Below are 18815 nucleotides of genomic sequence, written 5' to 3'. Positions count from 1 at the left end.
AATAGTAAAACATCTATGCGCTTCTCATTAGGCAGTATTAGACAATGGCATTGGATAAGTGGAGCGTGGTGTCTTGTCGGCATATTACTGTTTTCCTTAACGGGTATAACACTTAATCACGCTGCAGATATTCCTGCCAATAAAAAAGTGACTGAAATAGGAGCTACGTTGCCTGCATCTGTAATAGATGACTTTGTGGCGTTGCCAGAGGGTGACGCTGTTATTCCTTATGTCTTGGTGGATTTCGTATCTGATAAGTATGGTGTTGCTATCCCTGCTTCGGTGGTGGGTGAATGGGACGGTATTGAATATTATGCGTCGTGGCCCGGTCCGGGTACAGATAGTTGGGTGGCTGTAGATAGTGAACTTAAAATGGTCACTTTTGAGAGTGTGGATAGAGGATGGATTTCGTATTTCAACGATCTGCACAAAGGTAGAAATACAGGAGTAGTGTGGCCTTGGTTTATCGATATTTTTGCTGTTGCCTGCATTATTTTTAGTGTCACGGGTTTGCAGTTACTTATGCGTCATGCACCCAGTAGAGTATCAACTTGGCCTGTAACTGTTCTGGGCGTATTAATTCCATTTGTCATTTTGCTGTTATTTGTACATTAGCGGTTTTGGGACGTGAACTTGAAAAGGAGTGAAAAGATGAAAGTGCGAAATGGTCTTGCGATAGCGTCTGGTGCGCTAGGGCTTATGTTAGCCTCGCCAGTCTCTATGGCTGCGCAGTCAGTAACGCTTGATATAGCCTTACCTCAGCTAGATGTAGCTGAGTATCATAAACCGTACGTGGCTGTATGGATTGAAAACAGTAAGCGTAAATCGACTCAAGTCGCGGTGTGGTATGACGTCGATATGCGTGAGCACGAAGGTAAAGAATGGCTTAAAGATCTTAGGCAATGGTGGCGTCGTGGTGGTAGAAGTTTAGATTTACCTTTCGACGGTTTAACCAGCGCGACGAAAGGTCCTGGTGCGCACGTCATCGATACTCAACTTAATAGCGCCTTAGCGCAGTTGAGTGACGGAGATTATACCCTTCGTGTAGAAGCATCACGTGAAGTGGGTGGCAGAGAAGTATTGTCTATTCCATTTAGTCTCCCTTTATCAGTAGAAATACTCCCCGTTACGGTGGAAGGCAAATCAGAAATTGGGCGCGTTTCATTGCGTCTGGAAGATGAATAAACTCTCAGAGGACATTATGAAAAAATTATCAGTTACTACATCAATCGTGGCAATAACCGCAATATTAGCCGTGTCATTTTCTGCCAGCGCTCACCGCGCATGGATATTGCCAAGTTCAACAGTGCTATCAGGTGAAGATTCTTATGTAACGTTTGACGCCGCTATCTCAAATACTATCTTTCACCCAGATCATTTTGCAATGAATACTGACAACTTAGTCGTGACCGCGCCAAACGGGGAAACGATTGAGACTGAAAATAGAACCCGTGGAAAATATCGCACCACTTTCGACGTAAAGTTGGAAGAGGAAGGGACTTTTAAGATCACGTCTTTCAGTTCGGGTATACGTGCCTTTTGGAAAGATGACGAGGGTAAACGCAAAATGTGGCCTGGTCGTGGTGAGGCTTATGTAGCTGAAGAGTTTGCTTCATCAGTACCGAAAGAGGCATCAGAATTACGTATTACCCAAGGCTCTCGTCGAGTGGAAACCTTTGTAACCCTTGGTGAGCCTTCAGAAAAGGTATTTACACCAACTAACGAAGGCTTAGAACTTATTCCAGTAACTCACCCGAATGATTTGTTTGCTACAGAAGCCGCTACCTTTACTTTGCTTATCGACGGCGAACCTGCAGTGGGTGCAGAAGTTGAAGTTGTTCGTGGTGGTATGCGTTACAGAAATGACCAAGAAACGATTTCGGTAACCTCTAACGACGAAGGTCAGTTTGAAGTTATTTGGCCAAAAGCAGGCATGTATTTTGTCGAGATTGGTTATAAAGATGATAAAGCTGAAAAGCCAGCAACGGTAAGAACGGGAAGTTACTCAGGTACTTTCGAAGTGCTACCGCTATAAGCTTAAGCATTTACTGAGATACTTTAAAAGTACTATGACTGAAACTCACCGTTTACTTATTGCACTATCTAGCATCACGCTTTATGTGTTGTGGGTAGCGGTGATTTTTTATAGTAATAGGAAAAAGCGCTCCGTCACCGATCCCCTAACAGACAATACACATGTAAAGAGCCGCGATAGTAAAAATCAAACCCTTATTGTTTATGCCAGCCAAACCGGCACCGCCGAAAAGATTGCGCGGGCTAAAGCGGCAGCATTGGCTGAGCATGAAATGATTACTTTGGTTTCCATGGCATCGTTAAATCTTGCGATGCTCGGCAACGTATCGAAGGCGCTGTTTGTAGTTAGCACTTATGGTGAGGGTGAGCCGCCGGATGCAGGCACTCGCTTTTATCACGCTTTGCAGCGAGCCAAAAAGAGTGGGGCCACACCTTTATCGAACTTGTCATACGAAGTTATCGGTTTGGGAAGTCGGGAATACAAACAGTTTTGCCGTTTTGCAGTGGCTCTTTATGAGAACGTAAGCTTACTGGGCGGTACGCCATTAACATCACTCACCACATTAGATAGTGGAAAAGGTGAACATTTAGTCCATCTTGATTCTTTAACGACTGAACCATCTGAACAAATGCAACCTTGGGTATTAGAACACCGAAAACAGCTCAATCAAGACGATACCCGTGGCTTATATGCAATAACCTTAAAGCAGCCGCCATCAGCCCGTGAGGCTGGTAAAGTGCCAATAGCTTGGGAAGCGGGGGATATCATTGATATTTACCCTGCCATGGCGCATGGGTACCTTTCTATGAAAGAGCCTTCGAGCCGGAACTTAAAAGAGCCTTCGAGCGAGAACTTAAAAGAGCCCTCGAGCGAGCACTTAAAAGAACCCTCAAGCGGGCACCCAAGAAAACGAGTCGGACGTTCGTACACCATAGCCTCGGCACCGCAAGAAAATGACTTGAAGCTGATAGTAAGAGAAGTACGAAAAGAGCATGGTGAACTAGGCTATGGCTCTGGTTTTTTAACGAGCAAATTGGCGATGAACCAGCCCGTATATGCGCAAATACGTAAAAACACGAATGCGGTTATCACCGATACGCAGTGTCCATTAGTGCTTATAGCGGCCGGAAGCGGTATTGCAGGCGTTAGAGCGCAACTTGCTAAACGAGCCATGCTTAAAGATGGCGGGCCAGTGTGGATTTTTTACGGTGAACGAAGCCCAGAAAAAGATGACATTTTGCCCAAAGCGCTATCTCCTTTTCACAATGCATCGTGTATTCATAAACGCTCGGTGATTTTTTCAAAGCCTTCTTTAGAGCCAAATATTGCACCAAATCAATATGTACAACACTTGATAGTAGAACAAGCTGATGCTTTGAAGGTATTCCTAGGTGTTAATGATAGTAGCGGTGTCAATTCCGAGGCTAGTCGCAACGCGCAAATTTATGTGTGCGGTCATTTTGAAGGAATGGGTAAGGGGGTTGATGCTGCCTTACAGGATGTACTTGGTAAACAGTACTACAGTATGCTTGTCGATAAAGGTCGATATCACAGAGATCTTTATTAAACTAAAAATCCGCTTATCACCGTCAACATCTCCTATGCATTTATAACTATTAAAAGTTTACCTCCGAAATATGCCAGCCAATTGCGTCTTTAACAAACGCATTAGGAAGTTGTAGATAATACTATTGCGGATAGCTATGAGTAAAAATACACAGGGTTGATTGGTATGGAGGCTGAAGGCATAACATAATGAGTTAACATTAAATTAACAAGCAAGTGTTATGGCTAAGATCCCGCGAAGCAAATCCAATGACCAGAACTCCAGCGAGTACAGCACAGAGATGGCGGCAACTCGGCGTCAATTCGTGAAAGATAAGACTGGCGCTGAAATGAATCATGTCGGTACATTTTCAATCGAGCCAGATACTTTGCCGGGCAATATAGAACACTTCACCGGTGTCGCCCAAGTGCCTATTGGGTTAGCAGGCCCATTGGTCATCGAGGGCGTAGATGCTCACGGGGAGTTTTATGTTCCAATGGCAACTACTGAAGGGACGCTAGTTGCCAGTTATAACAGGGGTATGCGGTTAACTGCTGAATCGGGGGGCGTTAAAACTACCGTTATTGATGATGCCATGCAGCGGGCTCCCGTATTTGTGTTTGAAGATGCGCGCGCTGCACTAGCTTTCGGGAAGTGGGTAACTGACAACTTCGAATTAATCAAAGCCAAAGCAGAGGAAACGACTTCGGTTGGTAAGCTGCGTGATATCGAGCAGTATGCCGTATCAAAAATGCGTTGGTTACGTTTTAACTTTACCTGTGGCGATGCGGCAGGGCAGAACATGGTTAGCAAGGCCACGCGACATGCTTGCCAATGGATGCAAGCGCAACACATAGCTGGGCTTGAACACTTTGCCCTATCGGGTAATTTAGATACCGACAAGAAACACTCTTTTGTGAATTCCCTACATACCCGAGGTAAGCGTGTGGTTGCCGAGGCCACTATTCCTGCTGATTTAATGAAATCATTAATGCATTGCTCGCCTGAAGCGCTATTCAAGCAACGCCAGTTGTCTAACATGGGGGCATTTGTGGCAGGCAGCGTGAGCAATGGAGCCCACTTTGCCAATGGGATTACTGCACTGTTTATAGCCTGCGGCCAAGATGTCGCAAATGTAGCCGAATCATCAGCAGGGTATACCTACAGTGAAATTACCCCGAATGGCGATTATTATTTTTCTATTACTATCCCTTCACTCGTCGTAGCATCTTATGGCGGTGGTACTGGGTTAGCTACGCAGCGAGAGTGCTTAGAAACGCTAGGGTGTTATGGCAAAGGTGGCGTGAATAAGTTGGCTGAGATCATTGCTGCTACTGTATTATGCGGCGAGCTATCGTTAGGTGCGGCGGTAGTGGCAGATGAGTGGGTATCCAGTCATGATGAATATGGTCGCAATCGCCCATAGCTTTTTTCGTGCAAGCCACTCGCGTAACTATTAATAATAGTGATTATTGTTGAAAAGTAACAATATACGGGTGAGTCTATCGGTTATAACAATCTTGATAATATAAAAGCGTTTTACGCATGAACCTACTTACCTTTTCCTTCGCCTTTTTCATTTTGGTGGTATCAATGACCTTTTCGTCTTCTACATCTGGGGCTTCTGACCACAACACTGATACGGCCAGTGCGAGTAAACAAAAGGCCGATACAGTCAAAATGTCAAATGAATCTCCATTAACAGTGTCAGCTAAAACGGTACCGCTGCCAAGTGCCGCAAGCGATGAACTTAAAAGCGCTATTTCCCAATACCCGATGCCATCGGTTGATGAAGTCAGTAGGAATACTCCTGAATCTGTAGCGCAGTGGCGTGAAATGATTCAAACAAGAAATGGGGAGCAAAAAAAGAAAATCAAAAAAATGCGCAAGCAGTTTGATGTTGATGTGTCTTTGGAAAAAATTAATGGCGTACCGGTCAGGCGACTTACGCCAAAGACAATTGCCCCTGAATTTAAAAACAAGGTATTTATTGACGTACACGGTGGCGCTTACGTGTTTTTTTCCGGGCTGCCCAGCATAGAAGAAAGCTTGTTAATTGCCCATAGAGTGGGTATTACAGTGATTAGTATCGATTATAGCATGCCACCTCATGCGCCATTTCCAGCAGCACTTAACGATGTAGTGTCGGTTTATAGCAGCGTGGCTGCAGAACATGGCGCACAGAACCTTTTTATAGGTGGCACATCTGCAGGAGCAGGCTTAGTGCTTGCTGCCGTGCAAACGCTTATTGCTGACAAACAACCGTTGCCATCAGCAGTGTATGCCGGCACCCCATGGGCTGATTTGACGAAAACCGGCGATACCCTTTATACCAATGAAGGTGTTGATCGTATTTTGGTGACATACCAAGGATTTTTGGAAGCAGCGGCTAATCTATATGCTGGAAGCGAAAGCTTAACCCACTCCTCTATTTCCCCTCTTTATGGCAATTTTGATGGCTTCCCGCCTACGTTTTTAATATCAGGCACGCGAGATATGTTTCTAAGTGATACGGTGCGGGTGAATCGGAAGTTACGTGATGTGCAAGTACGCACTCAGTTAGAGGTTTTCGAAGGGTTATCCCATGCCGATTACGTTGTTGCTTATGAAACCCCAGAATCTCACTCTGTATACCAAGAGCTTAAGCAATTTCTACTAAGCGTGTGTACTAAAAGTAGCGACTAACCGCCGTTAATGACGGTTAACAACTTAAATGTACGACCTAGCCGGTTATTGAATAAGCATTACCGGTAAGGCGATACAAATACCAATAAGCACAACACACCAAGTAATGAGTGCCGCTATATTGGTTTTAGTGAGTACATCCTGGCGGGTGTTAATAAAGGGCTGTTTAACCTTTTTGTGACTAAGCCAATACACTCCCAGTGAAATACCAAGCGCGGTTGAAAAACCAATCACGTTCCACCAAAACCAAAATACATCTGGTTGGGCTAGCCACAGATAGATGTTTAAAAGCACGCCTGCAATAAGCCCAGTATTAACCTGCTTTGCTGAAAGATGTTTTGTGCACACGCCTAGAAAGAATGTCGCAAGAATAGGCCCGTAACATACAGAGCCAATCTTATTGATGGCCTCAATAATAGTAGGGGCAATATCGTCTACGACGAATGACAAGCTCAATGTGAGCAATCCCCAAAACATGCCTGCATACTTAGCAACCTGAAGGGTACTCTCTGGTGACAGTGTTTTGCCCGCAACTCGGCAATAATCTTCAACAGATACCGCCGCTAAGCTATTAATTGCTGAACTTAAAGAGGACATGGCCGCGGCTAAAATGGCTACTAACAACAAGCCTAAAATACCATTTGGTAGATAGTTAACAATGAAAATAGGCATCAGCCAATCAGGTTGGTCGGCAGGAATTTGTGCTAAAAATTCAGGGGTGGTCAGAGCCAATGTACCAATGATTAAGCCTGCAAAACAGTAAATAAGGGTGATAGGGAAACGTAAAAAGCTGGCGGTCATGATTATTTTCTTTAAATCACCTAGGCTTCTCGCTGACAGCGAACGCTGGGCTTCTGATTGGTCGCAGCCGTAATACGAAGCGTATAACACGATGCCACCAAAAATCATGGGCAGCAGGCCGAAACCTTCGCCATCAAACCCATAAGATGCGGTGTTTAGTGTAGTGAGTCGTTCAGGCTGCACTTGCTCAAGAAAGCTTGTCCACCCGCCTATGTGATATAGCCCAAAACCTAAACATACCAAGGCCCCTGCGACTATTAATACCATTTGCACAGCATCACCATACACTACGGCTTTCATGCCACCTTGAAGGGAATAAATGAGGGTTATAACCCCAATTAACAACACGCTTTGCCAGAACGCTAAGCCCATGGTGCTTTGCAGGATGATAGAAATCGCATAAATCATGACGGCGGTGGCAAAAGAACGGCTTATTTGAAACACCACGCTAATGAGCACCCGAGAAGAGCGGCCAAAGCGTTGCTCTAAAAAATCATAGACGCTGACTACGCCTGAGCGATACAAGGTAGGCAAGATAAAATAGAGTAGGGCTAGCATGGCAAGGGGAAGCGCAAGCTCGTATGACAACCAAATAAGACCGCCACCTTCTCTTAACCCCACAAAAGCAGGGGCCGAAATAAAGCTAACTGCAGATAGCTGCGTGGCCATAATGGAAAGGGAAAGTGGCTTCCAGCCCAGCTGTCGATTAGCAAGAAAGTAATCTTTTTTACTCACTTGCTTTCGAAACACAAACCCCATGATTAACAAACCCACGAGGTAGATAGCCACTACCGTGAAATCGACAAAGTTCATAGACGCTCACCGAGCAGATGCACAGCTATATTTGAAGTGTGTTGTAACTCGAGTAAAGCTGAAGTGAGAGCACCAAATACAAGCGTGCTTACGGTGAAAAGAAGGTTGTACTGGCGCGGCATAAATCTTCCCTGATAGTGAGCGTACGAGTTCGTTACTATTCAGATACGTTACCACAGGGTTCAAGCATGTGCTAAAAAGTGTTCGAACCACACCACGGCGGTTCGAACACGTGAAGTTATGAGCCGAATATCACCACAAGTACAGCCACTACTGCACCTAATCCCGCTATTCTAAGCCCATTTTTATACATAGGCAGCTTAGGCATAAACATCAAAAATGCAGAGATGACGAAAAACAAAAGCGCAACGCCAAAGCTAATGTTCAACCAGAATAATGGGCTGTTATTCGTCGCCTTGTGAAGCTTAACCATTTTTGCCAACACAAGAGGGTAGTCTTTACGAGTAATAGTAGCGACACCATCTGTTTTGTTATAGCTGCCCATATTTAACACAACTTGGCTGGCATTCTCTTCAACCACCTTTAAACCTTTCACCTTAATTTTTGATGCTACTTGTTTTCCGTTCAAGTCTAGAGACAACTGACGGACTTCAGTTTTATCGAATTTCAGGAAATCGGTGGGGCGAAAAATGAGTAACACGCCACTGATAGCATAAATTGCCATTATGCCTGCTAAGAAAAAGCCTAACCATCGGTGATATTTACGGACGGCCATATGAAATTTTGGTGATGCCATAACTGCTTATTAATAGAATTATTTATTGATGAGCCTTTATAAACGAGACTGAGCGGTATTTGAAGGGTGTAGGTAAGATTAACGCTATATTTAGCAGCTATTTTCTTTAAGCCTGCTACTTTTGTTGTAAATGATTGGTAGAAGCCACAAAGCTAGCATGGTACGAGCAGTGTAAAAAAGCTGCTACCACAATAGACTTTGGTCTAATATGGCGACGTCAAAAAGTAAATAATGTTTTAATGTTTAGATAAGCGTTTTTTAACGACAGAAAAGCGTTGTATATGCGTTTAAAAAAGAAATTGAATAATGCGGTGCAACATCGACACAGGACAATAATATGCAGTCAATAGCCATAGTATTACTCGGGATCGTGGGCATGCTCCTCGGGTGGTTCGTTTATTCGAAATTTATTGCCACGAAAATATTTAAACTAGACGATAACTTCACTACGCCTGCTCACGAGCTGCAGGATGGTAAAGATTTTGTACCTACCAATAAAGTGGTGCTCTGGGGGCATCACTTTACGTCAGTTGCTGGGGCTGCGCCAATTGTAGGGCCAGCTATCGCCGTGTACTGGGGCTGGGTGCCTGCCGTACTTTGGGTGATTTTCGGCACCATACTGTTTGCGGGTGTGCATGATATGGGGGCCTTGTGGGCCAGTGCTCGTCACAAGGGTAAATCGATGGGAGCCTTGTCTGAAAGTGTTATAGGCAAGCGTTCTCGTTCATTGTTTATGATTGTTATCTTTCTCGTACTATTAATGGTTAACGCCGTTTTTGGTGTGGTAATAGCAAACTCGTTTGTCTCTCAGCCCAATGCGGTTTTCCCTGCTTGGACGGCAATTGCCGTGGCCCTTGTTATTGGTCAGTTATTGAAACGCAACTTTGGGTTAGTGCCTCTTTGCCTTGTGGGTATCGTGGTGCTTTATGCCTCGGTTTATGCCGGTAGCTACATTCCTATTAGCTTGCCAGAAACCATGTTTGGTTTAGCTGACAAAGCGAACTGGATTATTATCTTATTTATTTACGCTGCCATCGCTTCGTTATTGCCAGTGTGGATGTTACTTCAACCCCGAGACTTTATTAACGGTATGCAGCTGTTGGTTGGCTTATTCCTACTTTATGGTGCGGTCTTCTTTGCTATGCCAGACATTACCGCGCCTGCCTTTAATACACAGACGGCCATGGACTCTCCCAGCTTAATTCCCTTATTGTTCGTTACGATTGCCTGCGGTGCAGTCTCAGGTTTCCACGGTATTGTGGCCTCAGGCACCAGCTCTAAGCAGTTAGATAAAGAAACTGATGCACGCTTTGTCGGTTATTTAGGGGCGATTGGCGAAGGTTCTTTGGCATTGATTACCATTGTTGCGGTTAGTGGTGTGGCATTTGCGGCCTCTCCAGAAGAATGGCATGAAGTCTACAGTCACTTAGGTGCAGGTAGCGTAGGTGCGTTTATTAGCGGCGGCGCGGCGCTTATCCATCAAGGATGGGGGCTGCCCGAAGCCTTTTCATCAACCATACTGGCGGTAATGGTTGTGCTGTTCGCGGGCACAACCATGGACTCTGGTGTTCGTCTTCAGCGTTACATTATTCAAGAGTGGGGCGATATTTATAAATTGTCAGCACTTAAAAATGGTGTGGTAGCCACTTTCTTAGCGGTTGCTTGTTGCTTACTGCTAGCGTTCGGCGCAGGTGGTTCATCAGGCGGTGGCGGTATGATCATTTGGCCGCTGTTTGGCTCTACAAACCAAATACTGGCTAGTCTTACCTTGTTGGTTATTTCAGTCATGCTGATTAAGATGGGAAGACCAGCCCGTTACACATTAATACCCATGGTATTCGTTTTGGTCATGGCTTTCTTTGCTGGGCTAATAAAGCTTAAAGAGTATTATCTTGCTGAAAATTACCTATTAGTTTTCCTAGATGCTGTGGTGCTAGTGGTGTCTGTGTTGGTGATGCTCGAAGCATGGTCTGTTGTGGCTAAACTTCGTAGCGGACATCAAGACGAAGTGGGCGAGAAGGAATAGCAACAGCGGTAAAAATAGTGGCTAGCGGCTATCACAACATTGTTGAGTGCTAGCTTTATACAAAGCCGACGTAGAGCGTTATTCTCTGCGTCGGCTTTTTTGTAGGCAATCGGGTTATTCGATGAGGTGGATTACTTATCGTTCATTCACGGTAGGCGCGTAAATTTGCTATCATACGCATTCGCCTGATTTGGTAAATTTACCGCCAAGTAAATTGGTACATTAAGCTGGAAGCTGGAAGTCGGAAGTCGGAAGTCGGATAGCAAGTCAGCAAAGCAAATCAGCAAGTGAAAAATATAAATGTTCAACGCGGTTCGTTTGGAGTGGTATGACTGACCTAATGCTATTAGTGCAAAATTTTATCAGCCTATTTATGGAGTCTGCTCCGTGGCTGTTACTTGGCCTGCTGGTGGCGGGGATTATGCACGAATTGGTGCCGGTTAGCTTTTTAGAACGTCATATGGGAAGCAGCTCTACAGCCTCTATCACCAAAGCCGCAGTAATAGGTGCTCCATTGCCTTTGTGTTCTTGCGGCGTTATCCCTGCGGCCATAGGGCTGCGTAGAAGTGGCGCGTCTAAACCATCGACAATTTCATTTTTAGTTTCTACGCCTGAAACAGGGGTAGACAGTGTCTCTGTTTCTTACGCATTACTAGGCCCCCTGTTCGCCATTGTTAGACCAATAGCCGCTATTGCTAGCGCAATCTATGCCGGTCTTATGGTGAGATGGTTTGATGACGCTAAGCGTCAGAAAGCAGAGCATTCAGATGCTCACTCTCTTAAGAGCTCTCATCAGTACCCTCATAAACACGCGGGCAGTGTATCTTGCTGTTCAAGTGAAGCCTCTATAGCTCCAGAGCAAGAAGAAGCCGCATCGCTGGATAAAGTACAAACTAGTTGTTGTGCCAGTGAAAAGCCAACCACAAGTTGTTGCGACGACACGCCAGCTATTCAGGGTAAATCAGTAAAACAAGCGAATAAACTCACCCAGGTGCTTCGTTATGCCTCGGGTAAGTTGCTAGAAGATATTGTGGTATGGCTACTTGTGGGCCTAGCTTTAGCCGCGGCCATTAAAACTTGGGTGCCAACGGATTTTCTCACTCAATGGGGCGATGGGGTTATCGCGATGTTAGTCATGGCCGTCATTGGTATTCCAATGTATATTTGTGCTACGGCATCTACGCCGCTCGCGGTGGGCTTTTTAGCTGCCGGATTATCACCCGGTGCGGTGTTGGTATTTCTCATGGCGGGGCCGGCTACTAATGTTTCTACCATGGGCATGATTAAGCAAGAAATGGGTTTTAGAACCCTTTGTTTATATTTGTTTAGCGTTATTTCTGCCAGTATTGGGTTTGGCTATTTGCTTAATTACGGAGTGTCAGCATTGTCGTTAGAAGGCCTAATTCACATGGAAAGCCAACTGCATAGTCATGGCGCTAACATTCAAGCGCTCTATGCGGCGTGCGCCATTCTACTTGCTGCACTAATGGCTCGATTAGGCGTTAAAAAAGTTAGCGCCAGAGTAGCGCAGCGTGAAGATAGCCACCAAGACTGTTGCGGCTAAGATAAAGCTCAAGATTATTGAGTAACTTCCGCTCATATTTACCTATATTTTAAGTAAATTGTTCGGTATTCGTAATTAATTCACTTGTGCCCTTGTAAGTCCCGTTAAGGCTTGCATAATGGTCGTTTGCTTCATACTCCGATTATCGGAAAGGACTCATGTTTTTACTCATCGTTTATGTACTGATTGCCTTGGGCTTTTCTTTTTTATGCTCAATTGCTGAAGCAGTCATTTTAAGTGTGTCCTCAGCCTACATCTCTGTTTTAGAAAAAGAGAATCGTCCTAGCGGTATCTTGCTACGAAAGCAAACCGATAATATTAATACGCCGTTATCGGCAATTTTAACGTTAAATACTATTGCGCATACCATGGGTGCTGCTGGCGCGGGTGCACAAGCGGCTAGTGTATTTGGCGAAGCATACTTAGGCGTGATTTCAGCGGTATTAACACTACTTATCTTAGTTTTTTCTGAAATTATTCCTAAAACCGTCGGTGCAACCTATTGGCGTGGATTGGCGCCAGTAACAGCCTATTTCCTTAAGTATCTTATTATAATTCTTAAACCCTTTGTGGTGATGTCTGAACTGCTCACCCGTGGATTTAAAGATGACAGTCCACTTCGAGGGTTAAGTCGCGGAGAACTTCACGCCATGGCCGAGTTATCAGGTCAAGAAGGGCAGTTGGCCAACCACGAGGCGGTATTTTTACAAAGCTTGTTAAGCTTGCACGAATTAAAAGTAAAAGATGCCATAACACACCGTACAGTGTTGTTTTCAGTGGCAGAGTCGATGACGGTAGAAGTGTTTTTCCACAAACACGCGCATATCGAGTATTCACGAATACCCATTTATGAAGACAAAGACTCGGAAAACATCACCGGTTATGTCATGCGTTCAGATTTATTAGTAGCGCAAGCTCGCGGGAATACTGATAAACCCTTATCTGAATATGCTAAAGACATGGTAACCATATTAGGCTCTATGCCTTTGTCGGTAACCTTCGACCATTTTATCGATAAACATGTTCATATGCTTTTAGTGGTAGATGAGTATGGTGGATTGGAAGGGGTGATTACTCTTGAAGATTTGCTAGAGCGCTTGCTAGGTGTGGATATTATTGATGAAAAAGACACAACGGTAAGTATGCGCAGGCTGGCGAAAATGATGACACGCCGCAAAGAGCGAATGATGGTCAAAAACGTACCCGATGAGTCACTCGATAAGTCTAAATCCAATGGTAACGCTGATTAGTTCTGTTCAGTCGATTCGGTAGGTAACCGCAAGCTGAAGCAGATTTTCGTGGAAGGCCTCGCTAGATACCGATGCAGCGTTTAAAAATCTCAAGTTTTCTTGGCGGCCTCGATTCACTTGCCACTCGGCAGATAATGCTATTTTCGAGCTCATTGCATAAGTGTAATTAACGGTAATGGCTTCCCCTCGGCTGTTATTGGGGTCATTTATGGTGTTGTCGTTATCTATCACTTGATACCAATCTAAACGTGTAGAAAGTTGATGTGCTTCATGGGTATACGTTGCAGCAATGTAGGCCGCGTAAAAGTCATTGTTGACAATATTTTCCCCCATCAAGGTATCACCTATCAGCGCTTGCCCGAAAAAGGTTACATTGCGGTTACGCATATGGCGAAGGGTTAACGCGTGAAATCGCGTGCGCCAAGCATATATCCTGTCAGGGTCGAAAATGAGTGGGTTGGCACGGTTATCGTAATAATAGTAACGTAGCTCTGAACGGCGCTTATGGGCTAAATGCACACCTGCGTAATAACCTATTTTAGTATCAATTTCACGAAAGGGATCTGTCCATGCCCAAGCGCCTATTCCTTCTTCAGATACCACGCCAGGAATGGGAGTGAATTTCACTCTATCATTGTTCAGCGACTGCCTGTCGTGTAGCGCAAAACCACGCCAAGATAACACGGTGCCTGTGGTGTCGTTACCCTTAAATAGGCTTCCTACCACTTTCCATGACCAGTCACGCCTTACTTGCCTGCCGTTTTGTCTTAAGCTTGCCTCTACACCGAACGTACGAAGTTCTTCGCCAAACCAGCTATTAATGGCTGAATTAGATAGAAAGTGTGGTGACAGCCACCCCATGTCGGTGTTTTCGGCAGAAATTGCAGGGTAGAAAAAGCCAAGCTTAACTTCTGGTTTAATCGTAGATGGAGTGAGTGGTCGGTATTGAGTATAGAGTTGGCTAACCCCGAGTTTTTGTTCTCCATCACTATACCCATTGGCCACAGCATGAAACTGCCAATCATCGCTGAGCACTTTATTGTACGCCAGGGCCGCTTGAGATAACGCGACTGCATTATTTTCAAAGCGCTGGTGGGAAGCGCCATTTTTTTGAAATGTACCAGCATTATCTGCTGAAAGAATGCTACCTCTAAGCAACAACCTTGTATCTGAAAAAGCGTGAAAACTGATGAAGCAAAAAATAGCGAGAATACAGCGGCTGAACATTAATAATCACCAAAACCATCGTCGAAATCATCATCGCTTGCTATCACTTTTGTTAAGGTTAGTGTGAAGCTTTTATCGCTGGTTAACTCAACTTCAGATTCAATAAAGGGCTTCTCGTTTGGCGCGTTAGGATGCCAAAACTCAACACTGTACTTGCCAGCGGGAAGTGAGATACCGGCGTTACCGTCATCTGCGGTTTTTACAAAATAAGGGCTATCGGCAATAACGATGTAACCTAGCATCCAATCGTGAATATTACAGCCAATATCCACAATTCCAGCTTGCTCAAAGAACAATGGTTCGGCGGTAAATTCTTTGTAGAGCTTTAGCTCAAACTGCTTAGTGGGTGAAAAAGAATAAACATGATGGAACACGTTATCGGCGTTAGGGAAGGTAACTTCTGTGTTCTTCTGTACTACAAGTACATGAGGGGCAAACTGCTTATTGATTTGATTCATAATTGCAGTTTTAGGTGTTGATTCTGCTTCTGAGTTTTTAGTTTCTGTGCTGGGTAAATCAAACAAAGGGGTGAAGATAACTACGCCGTCTTTTACGGGGGACTGTTCGGCGTCTAATAGGGTTATTGATGCGGTTACATTATCTGCAAGCGCATTAAATGGCGCAAGCATTACAATAAAGGCTAGCACAGCACGCTTATTGAAGTTTTGCGCCACGCGGTTAAACCAGCAAATGTTCGGTGTAAAAAAGCATAATCCACACATTAGTTCATTCATCTAAGAGTAACCCTATCTTTTGCTAAAAGCTGTTTTTTCAGTCATATAGAGACCGGAGGTAAAGCTGGTTTATTTCACAGTATTCTAAGCGTTTATATGAGCATCTATGTAAGTGTTTAAATAAGCGCATTGATTAATAATCTTTCTTTACGCTGCCTAACTTTATGGATGACGTTAGGCCAATCTTTAAGGTGCATTTACACATAAACGAGGAAAATACCTAGCAAGATATAATTATTAATAAAATAAGACTGTCAAAACATACCTACAAGAATAACCTTGCGTGACGGGTAAGGTTTTGTCCAGTTTAAACGATGGAGAATTTTCTAATGAGGTTGTGGTATACGTGATGAAGTTTATCGAGTTCTTCTCTATCGGCTTTACCGCCTTGCACCAAAGACTGAATGCTTTGGTCTAGCTCATATAAGCTTTCACGAATGTCTTGGTCAGCTATCATGCTTTGCATCCATGTAATCGCTGCAATTCTCTCGCCGCGAGTTACTGGTGTAACCTTATGCAAACTTGAGGAAGGGTAGAGTACAGCGCTACCTAGGTTACCTTTGACTTTCTGCTCGCCGAATCCGGTCTGAATAACTAACTCTCCACCTTCGTAATCGCTTGGGCTAGATAGAAACACCGTCATCGACATATCGCTACGCAAAACATCAGGGGTATTAGGAATACGCATAATAGCGGCATCTACATGATAGCCGTAAGTTTGCGATTCGCTGTAACGGTTGAAACAAGGAGGAAAAATGCGCTGAGGTAGCGCAGCAGAGACTACTTGCGGGTGGTTGCCTAGGCTTGCCAACAAGTTGTTGGCAAGCGCTTGAACCGTAGCGTGCTGCGCATCAGCTTGACCATTATTTTTAACCCCTGCTGCCATGCCCATTGCGGTCGCTTTTCCATCGTTAAATGGTACATCGGCTAAAGCAGCCCGATATTGCGCTACTTGGTCGGCGTCTAGTAGGTTATCAATAATGATCATCTTTTTGCGTTTCTCTTTAAACTAACTTAGAACTCGTAGTTTACCGTACCAGTTACGTTACGGCCGTCACCAATGTACATGAAGGCACCAGAGCGATAAGCGGCAGTCCAGTATTCTTCATCAAACAAGTTTCCAATGTTAACACGGAACGTTAGTTTTTCAGATGCGTAGTAGTTTGCAAACAAGTTAAATACTTGATAGTCAGGAACGACAATTGAGTATTCCCCAGTATCTGCGCTGTAACCTGCCGCAGTGTCAGGCTGACCACCGAACATTTCCGACTTGTACGTGTAGTCACCACCAAACGCGAATTTCTCATTGGGTTGATAACGCAACTGCAAGTAGAAACTTTCATCAGCGAAGTTACTTAATGCAAGACCAATATTAGACTCTGTGAATGAGTCTAGTACTTCTGAGTCCATGAAGGCGGCAGAGGCTTGAACACTAAACTTCTCAGTAATATCACCACTAACACCAAACTCAACACCTTCAACGCGGTTTTCACCCGTGTTTAATGTACCAATGGTTGAGTAGTCATCTTCACCGATACTTTCATGTACATCGCTTTTCGTAATGCGGAAGATTGATGCATTTGCCATCAATTTTTCATCAAATAGCATCCATTTTGTGCCAATTTCGATGTTTTCAACATGCTCTGGATCAGCTTGCGCAGCTTGTTCAGGCGTACCACATAGTCCACCGTAACCACAGTTCGCGCCAAGGTCAGACTCGCCGCCATTGATGTTCGTTGCAGTGCTGTAAGAGGCGTAAACATTACCGTGTTCAGTAATGTCATATACTAAACCTAAGTGCCCGTTAAACAACTCATCAGAAAACTCATAAAGGTCGCGACTTGTTTGGTTGCTATAGTCGTAGCTATCCATACGTAGGCCAAAGAACACGTCTAACTTATCGGTTAACGCAAAGGTATCCATGGCGTAAATGGCATAGGTTTCAATATCGAAAAGGGCATCTTCATCACCACGTTCAATGGTTCTGTCCATTAATGACCCGATGTTATCGATAAGGTTTCCATCACCATCAAGGATACAATAGCTTTGTGATACGCCACGACGACCACCAATTGCACAGTTAGTATTTAGGTTTTCAATATCAAAAACACCGTTATCAACCGATTCATCGCTGTACTCAAAACCAAATACTAAACGGTGATCTAAGCCTGCAAATGACGTGTCCCAGAAAAGGTTAAATTGAGTCGTGAAGTAATCTACTTCTTGCCAGCCTTGGTGAGTGCTAAGTCGAAGTGTATCTACACCTGGTGCGGTTTCATCAGAATCATCACGCGTTGTCGCGCTCATACCGGTCGTTACGTATTCGTTTTCAGTGTTACCTGCACGAGTCGCGTTATAAAAACGAACATTGTCGCTAATTTCATATTCGGTACGGAAGGTAAAAGTGGTGACTTCTGAGTTTTGGAAGTCGTCATCTTGTGCATAAACAGGAATATCTTCTAACGGATAACCCGCATCACGGTCGTAGTAACTCCCTAAGTCAGGCTTATCTTCTGCATTAAGGTAATAAACATCACCAATGAAAGACAACCTGTCGTTAGGGTTTAGTACGTAAGAAAGCTGAACACCATCACGTCCACGTTCAATGCCTTCGCGACCCGGCTTGTCTTCTTGAGACGTGAGTGCATTAACACGAATTGCACTGTTTTCCGTTAAGGTCTTGTTCAAATCTACCGTTAAGCGCGTGTGCTCATCGGTACCAACGGCAGCATCAACACGACCAAAGTTATAGCTAGTAGAGGCTTTTTTCGTAATGCTGTTTACCGCACCGCCTGAAGAGCCACGGCCAGCAAATGTTGAACTTGGGCCTTTAGTAATTTCAACACGCTCGGTGGCGAAACTTTCACGGGTAGTCATACCTGGGTCACGCAAACCATCAACAAACACATCGCTGCGTGCTTCGTGGCCACGTATTACATAGCGATCACCAAAAGCATTACCATTCTCACCTGTGCCAAGAGTTACACCGGCTTGCGCAGCAAGAATATCTTTAAGGTCAGTTTTACCACTTTCTTGAATTTGGTCTTGTGTAAGAACACTAATGGTTTGTGGTGTATCAACAAGGTCGGCTAAACGACGAGGATCGCCAGACTTGTCATAGCGATAGATAGACTGCTGAACACCATGGATGCGAATTAGCTCAATTTCGTCTTGTTGCGCTTTACATTCCGCTTCGGTTTTATCTTTACAGATTTCAGTTTCTTGAGTTTGTGCAATTGCAGCGCCGTGTCCGAAAGCTAAGGCCGCAGCAATGGTTTGTGCACCCATCGTTAACGTTTTATTTATCATTGTGTGTGTTTTCCCTATGTGTGTTGAGGCACAGAAGTGTATTCAAGTAGTAAATGAATGTAAATACT

Annotated in this window: 15 protein-coding genes; 9 read left to right on the top strand and 6 right to left on the bottom strand. The window is 44.5% G+C overall.

Annotated elements, in window-relative coordinates; all coding sequences use genetic code 11:
• The first annotated feature begins 15 nt into the window (after positions 1 to 15).
• The 6 genes from FLAVO9R_RS18255 to FLAVO9R_RS18230 all read left to right on the top strand — a co-directional run bounded on the left by FLAVO9R_RS18255 (position 16) and on the right by FLAVO9R_RS18230 (position 6266).
• The gene (locus FLAVO9R_RS18255; protein WP_159533645.1) at positions 16 to 615 is read left to right on the top strand and encodes a PepSY-associated TM helix domain-containing protein; all 600 of its coding nucleotides are present in this window, start codon (positions 16 to 18) and stop codon (positions 613 to 615) included.
• A gap of 36 nt (positions 616 to 651) precedes the next feature.
• Positions 652 to 1185 carry a DUF2271 domain-containing protein gene (locus FLAVO9R_RS18250; protein ID WP_159533643.1) on the top strand — a complete coding sequence of 178 codons (534 nt, stop codon included), beginning with the start codon at positions 652 to 654 and terminating at the stop codon, positions 1183 to 1185.
• A gap of 16 nt (positions 1186 to 1201) precedes the next feature.
• Positions 1202 to 2035, top strand: coding sequence for a DUF4198 domain-containing protein (locus FLAVO9R_RS18245; protein ID WP_159533641.1), 834 nt, complete (start codon positions 1202 to 1204; stop codon positions 2033 to 2035).
• Positions 2036 to 2069: 34 nt separating this feature from the next.
• A complete protein-coding gene (locus FLAVO9R_RS18240; protein WP_159533639.1) occupies positions 2070 to 3602 on the top strand; it encodes an NADPH cytochrome P450 oxidoreductase family protein in 1533 nt (510 codons plus the stop codon).
• Between the two features lie 220 nt (positions 3603 to 3822).
• Positions 3823 to 5007 (top strand): hydroxymethylglutaryl-CoA reductase, encoded by a 1185-nt coding sequence (locus FLAVO9R_RS18235; RefSeq protein WP_159533637.1) that lies wholly within the window; start codon positions 3823 to 3825, stop codon positions 5005 to 5007.
• 119 nt (positions 5008 to 5126) lie between these two features.
• The gene (locus tag FLAVO9R_RS18230; RefSeq protein WP_159533634.1) at positions 5127 to 6266 is read left to right on the top strand and encodes an alpha/beta hydrolase fold domain-containing protein; all 1140 of its coding nucleotides are present in this window, start codon (positions 5127 to 5129) and stop codon (positions 6264 to 6266) included.
• Between the two features lie 45 nt (positions 6267 to 6311).
• On the opposite strand, the gene FLAVO9R_RS18225 is transcribed toward FLAVO9R_RS18230, so the two are convergent.
• Positions 6312 to 7880, bottom strand: coding sequence for a sodium:solute symporter (locus tag FLAVO9R_RS18225; protein ID WP_159533632.1), 1569 nt, complete (start codon positions 7878 to 7880; stop codon positions 6312 to 6314).
• 238 nt (positions 7881 to 8118) lie between these two features.
• Positions 8119 to 8637 (bottom strand): hypothetical protein, encoded by a 519-nt coding sequence (locus FLAVO9R_RS18220; RefSeq protein ID WP_159533630.1) that lies wholly within the window; start codon positions 8635 to 8637, stop codon positions 8119 to 8121.
• A 337-nt stretch (positions 8638 to 8974) separates the two neighbouring features.
• Here FLAVO9R_RS18220 and FLAVO9R_RS18215 point away from each other — a divergent pair, with 337 nt between their 5' ends.
• The 3 genes from FLAVO9R_RS18215 (at position 8975) to FLAVO9R_RS18205 (ending at position 13477) form a co-directional block, all read left to right on the top strand.
• Positions 8975 to 10663 (top strand): carbon starvation CstA family protein, encoded by a 1689-nt coding sequence (locus FLAVO9R_RS18215; protein WP_159533628.1) that lies wholly within the window; start codon positions 8975 to 8977, stop codon positions 10661 to 10663.
• 328 nt (positions 10664 to 10991) lie between these two features.
• The gene (locus FLAVO9R_RS18210; protein ID WP_159533626.1) at positions 10992 to 12227 is read left to right on the top strand and encodes an SO_0444 family Cu/Zn efflux transporter; all 1236 of its coding nucleotides are present in this window, start codon (positions 10992 to 10994) and stop codon (positions 12225 to 12227) included.
• A gap of 158 nt (positions 12228 to 12385) precedes the next feature.
• Positions 12386 to 13477: a CNNM domain-containing protein gene (locus FLAVO9R_RS18205; RefSeq protein WP_159533624.1), complete on the top strand. Its 1092-nt coding sequence runs from the start codon at positions 12386 to 12388 to the stop codon at positions 13475 to 13477.
• Between the two features lie 6 nt (positions 13478 to 13483).
• Here FLAVO9R_RS18205 and FLAVO9R_RS18200 read toward each other — a convergent pair whose 3' ends face one another.
• The 4 genes from FLAVO9R_RS18200 to FLAVO9R_RS18185 all read right to left on the bottom strand — a co-directional run bounded on the left by FLAVO9R_RS18200 (position 13484) and on the right by FLAVO9R_RS18185 (position 18747).
• Complete coding sequence (locus FLAVO9R_RS18200) at positions 13484 to 14704, bottom strand: hypothetical protein (RefSeq protein ID WP_159533622.1); 1221 nt, start codon at positions 14702 to 14704, stop codon at positions 13484 to 13486.
• Positions 14704 to 15438 (bottom strand): methylamine utilization protein, encoded by a 735-nt coding sequence (locus FLAVO9R_RS18195; protein WP_159533620.1) that lies wholly within the window; start codon positions 15436 to 15438, stop codon positions 14704 to 14706. The genes FLAVO9R_RS18200 and FLAVO9R_RS18195 overlap by 1 nt, the downstream gene beginning before the upstream one ends.
• Positions 15439 to 15745: 307 nt before the next feature.
• A complete protein-coding gene (locus tag FLAVO9R_RS18190; RefSeq protein WP_159533618.1) occupies positions 15746 to 16426 on the bottom strand; it encodes a Fe2+-dependent dioxygenase in 681 nt (226 codons plus the stop codon).
• A gap of 26 nt (positions 16427 to 16452) precedes the next feature.
• A complete protein-coding gene (locus FLAVO9R_RS18185; RefSeq protein WP_159533616.1) occupies positions 16453 to 18747 on the bottom strand; it encodes a TonB-dependent receptor in 2295 nt (764 codons plus the stop codon).
• Positions 18748 to 18815: the final 68 nt, after the last annotated feature.

Origin of the sequence: Alteromonas sp. 38 (assembly GCF_902506055.1) — a bacterium.
GTDB lineage: Bacteria > Pseudomonadota > Gammaproteobacteria > Enterobacterales > Alteromonadaceae > Alteromonas > Alteromonas lipotrueae.
This window is presented reverse-complemented; position numbering and strand designations above follow the sequence as displayed.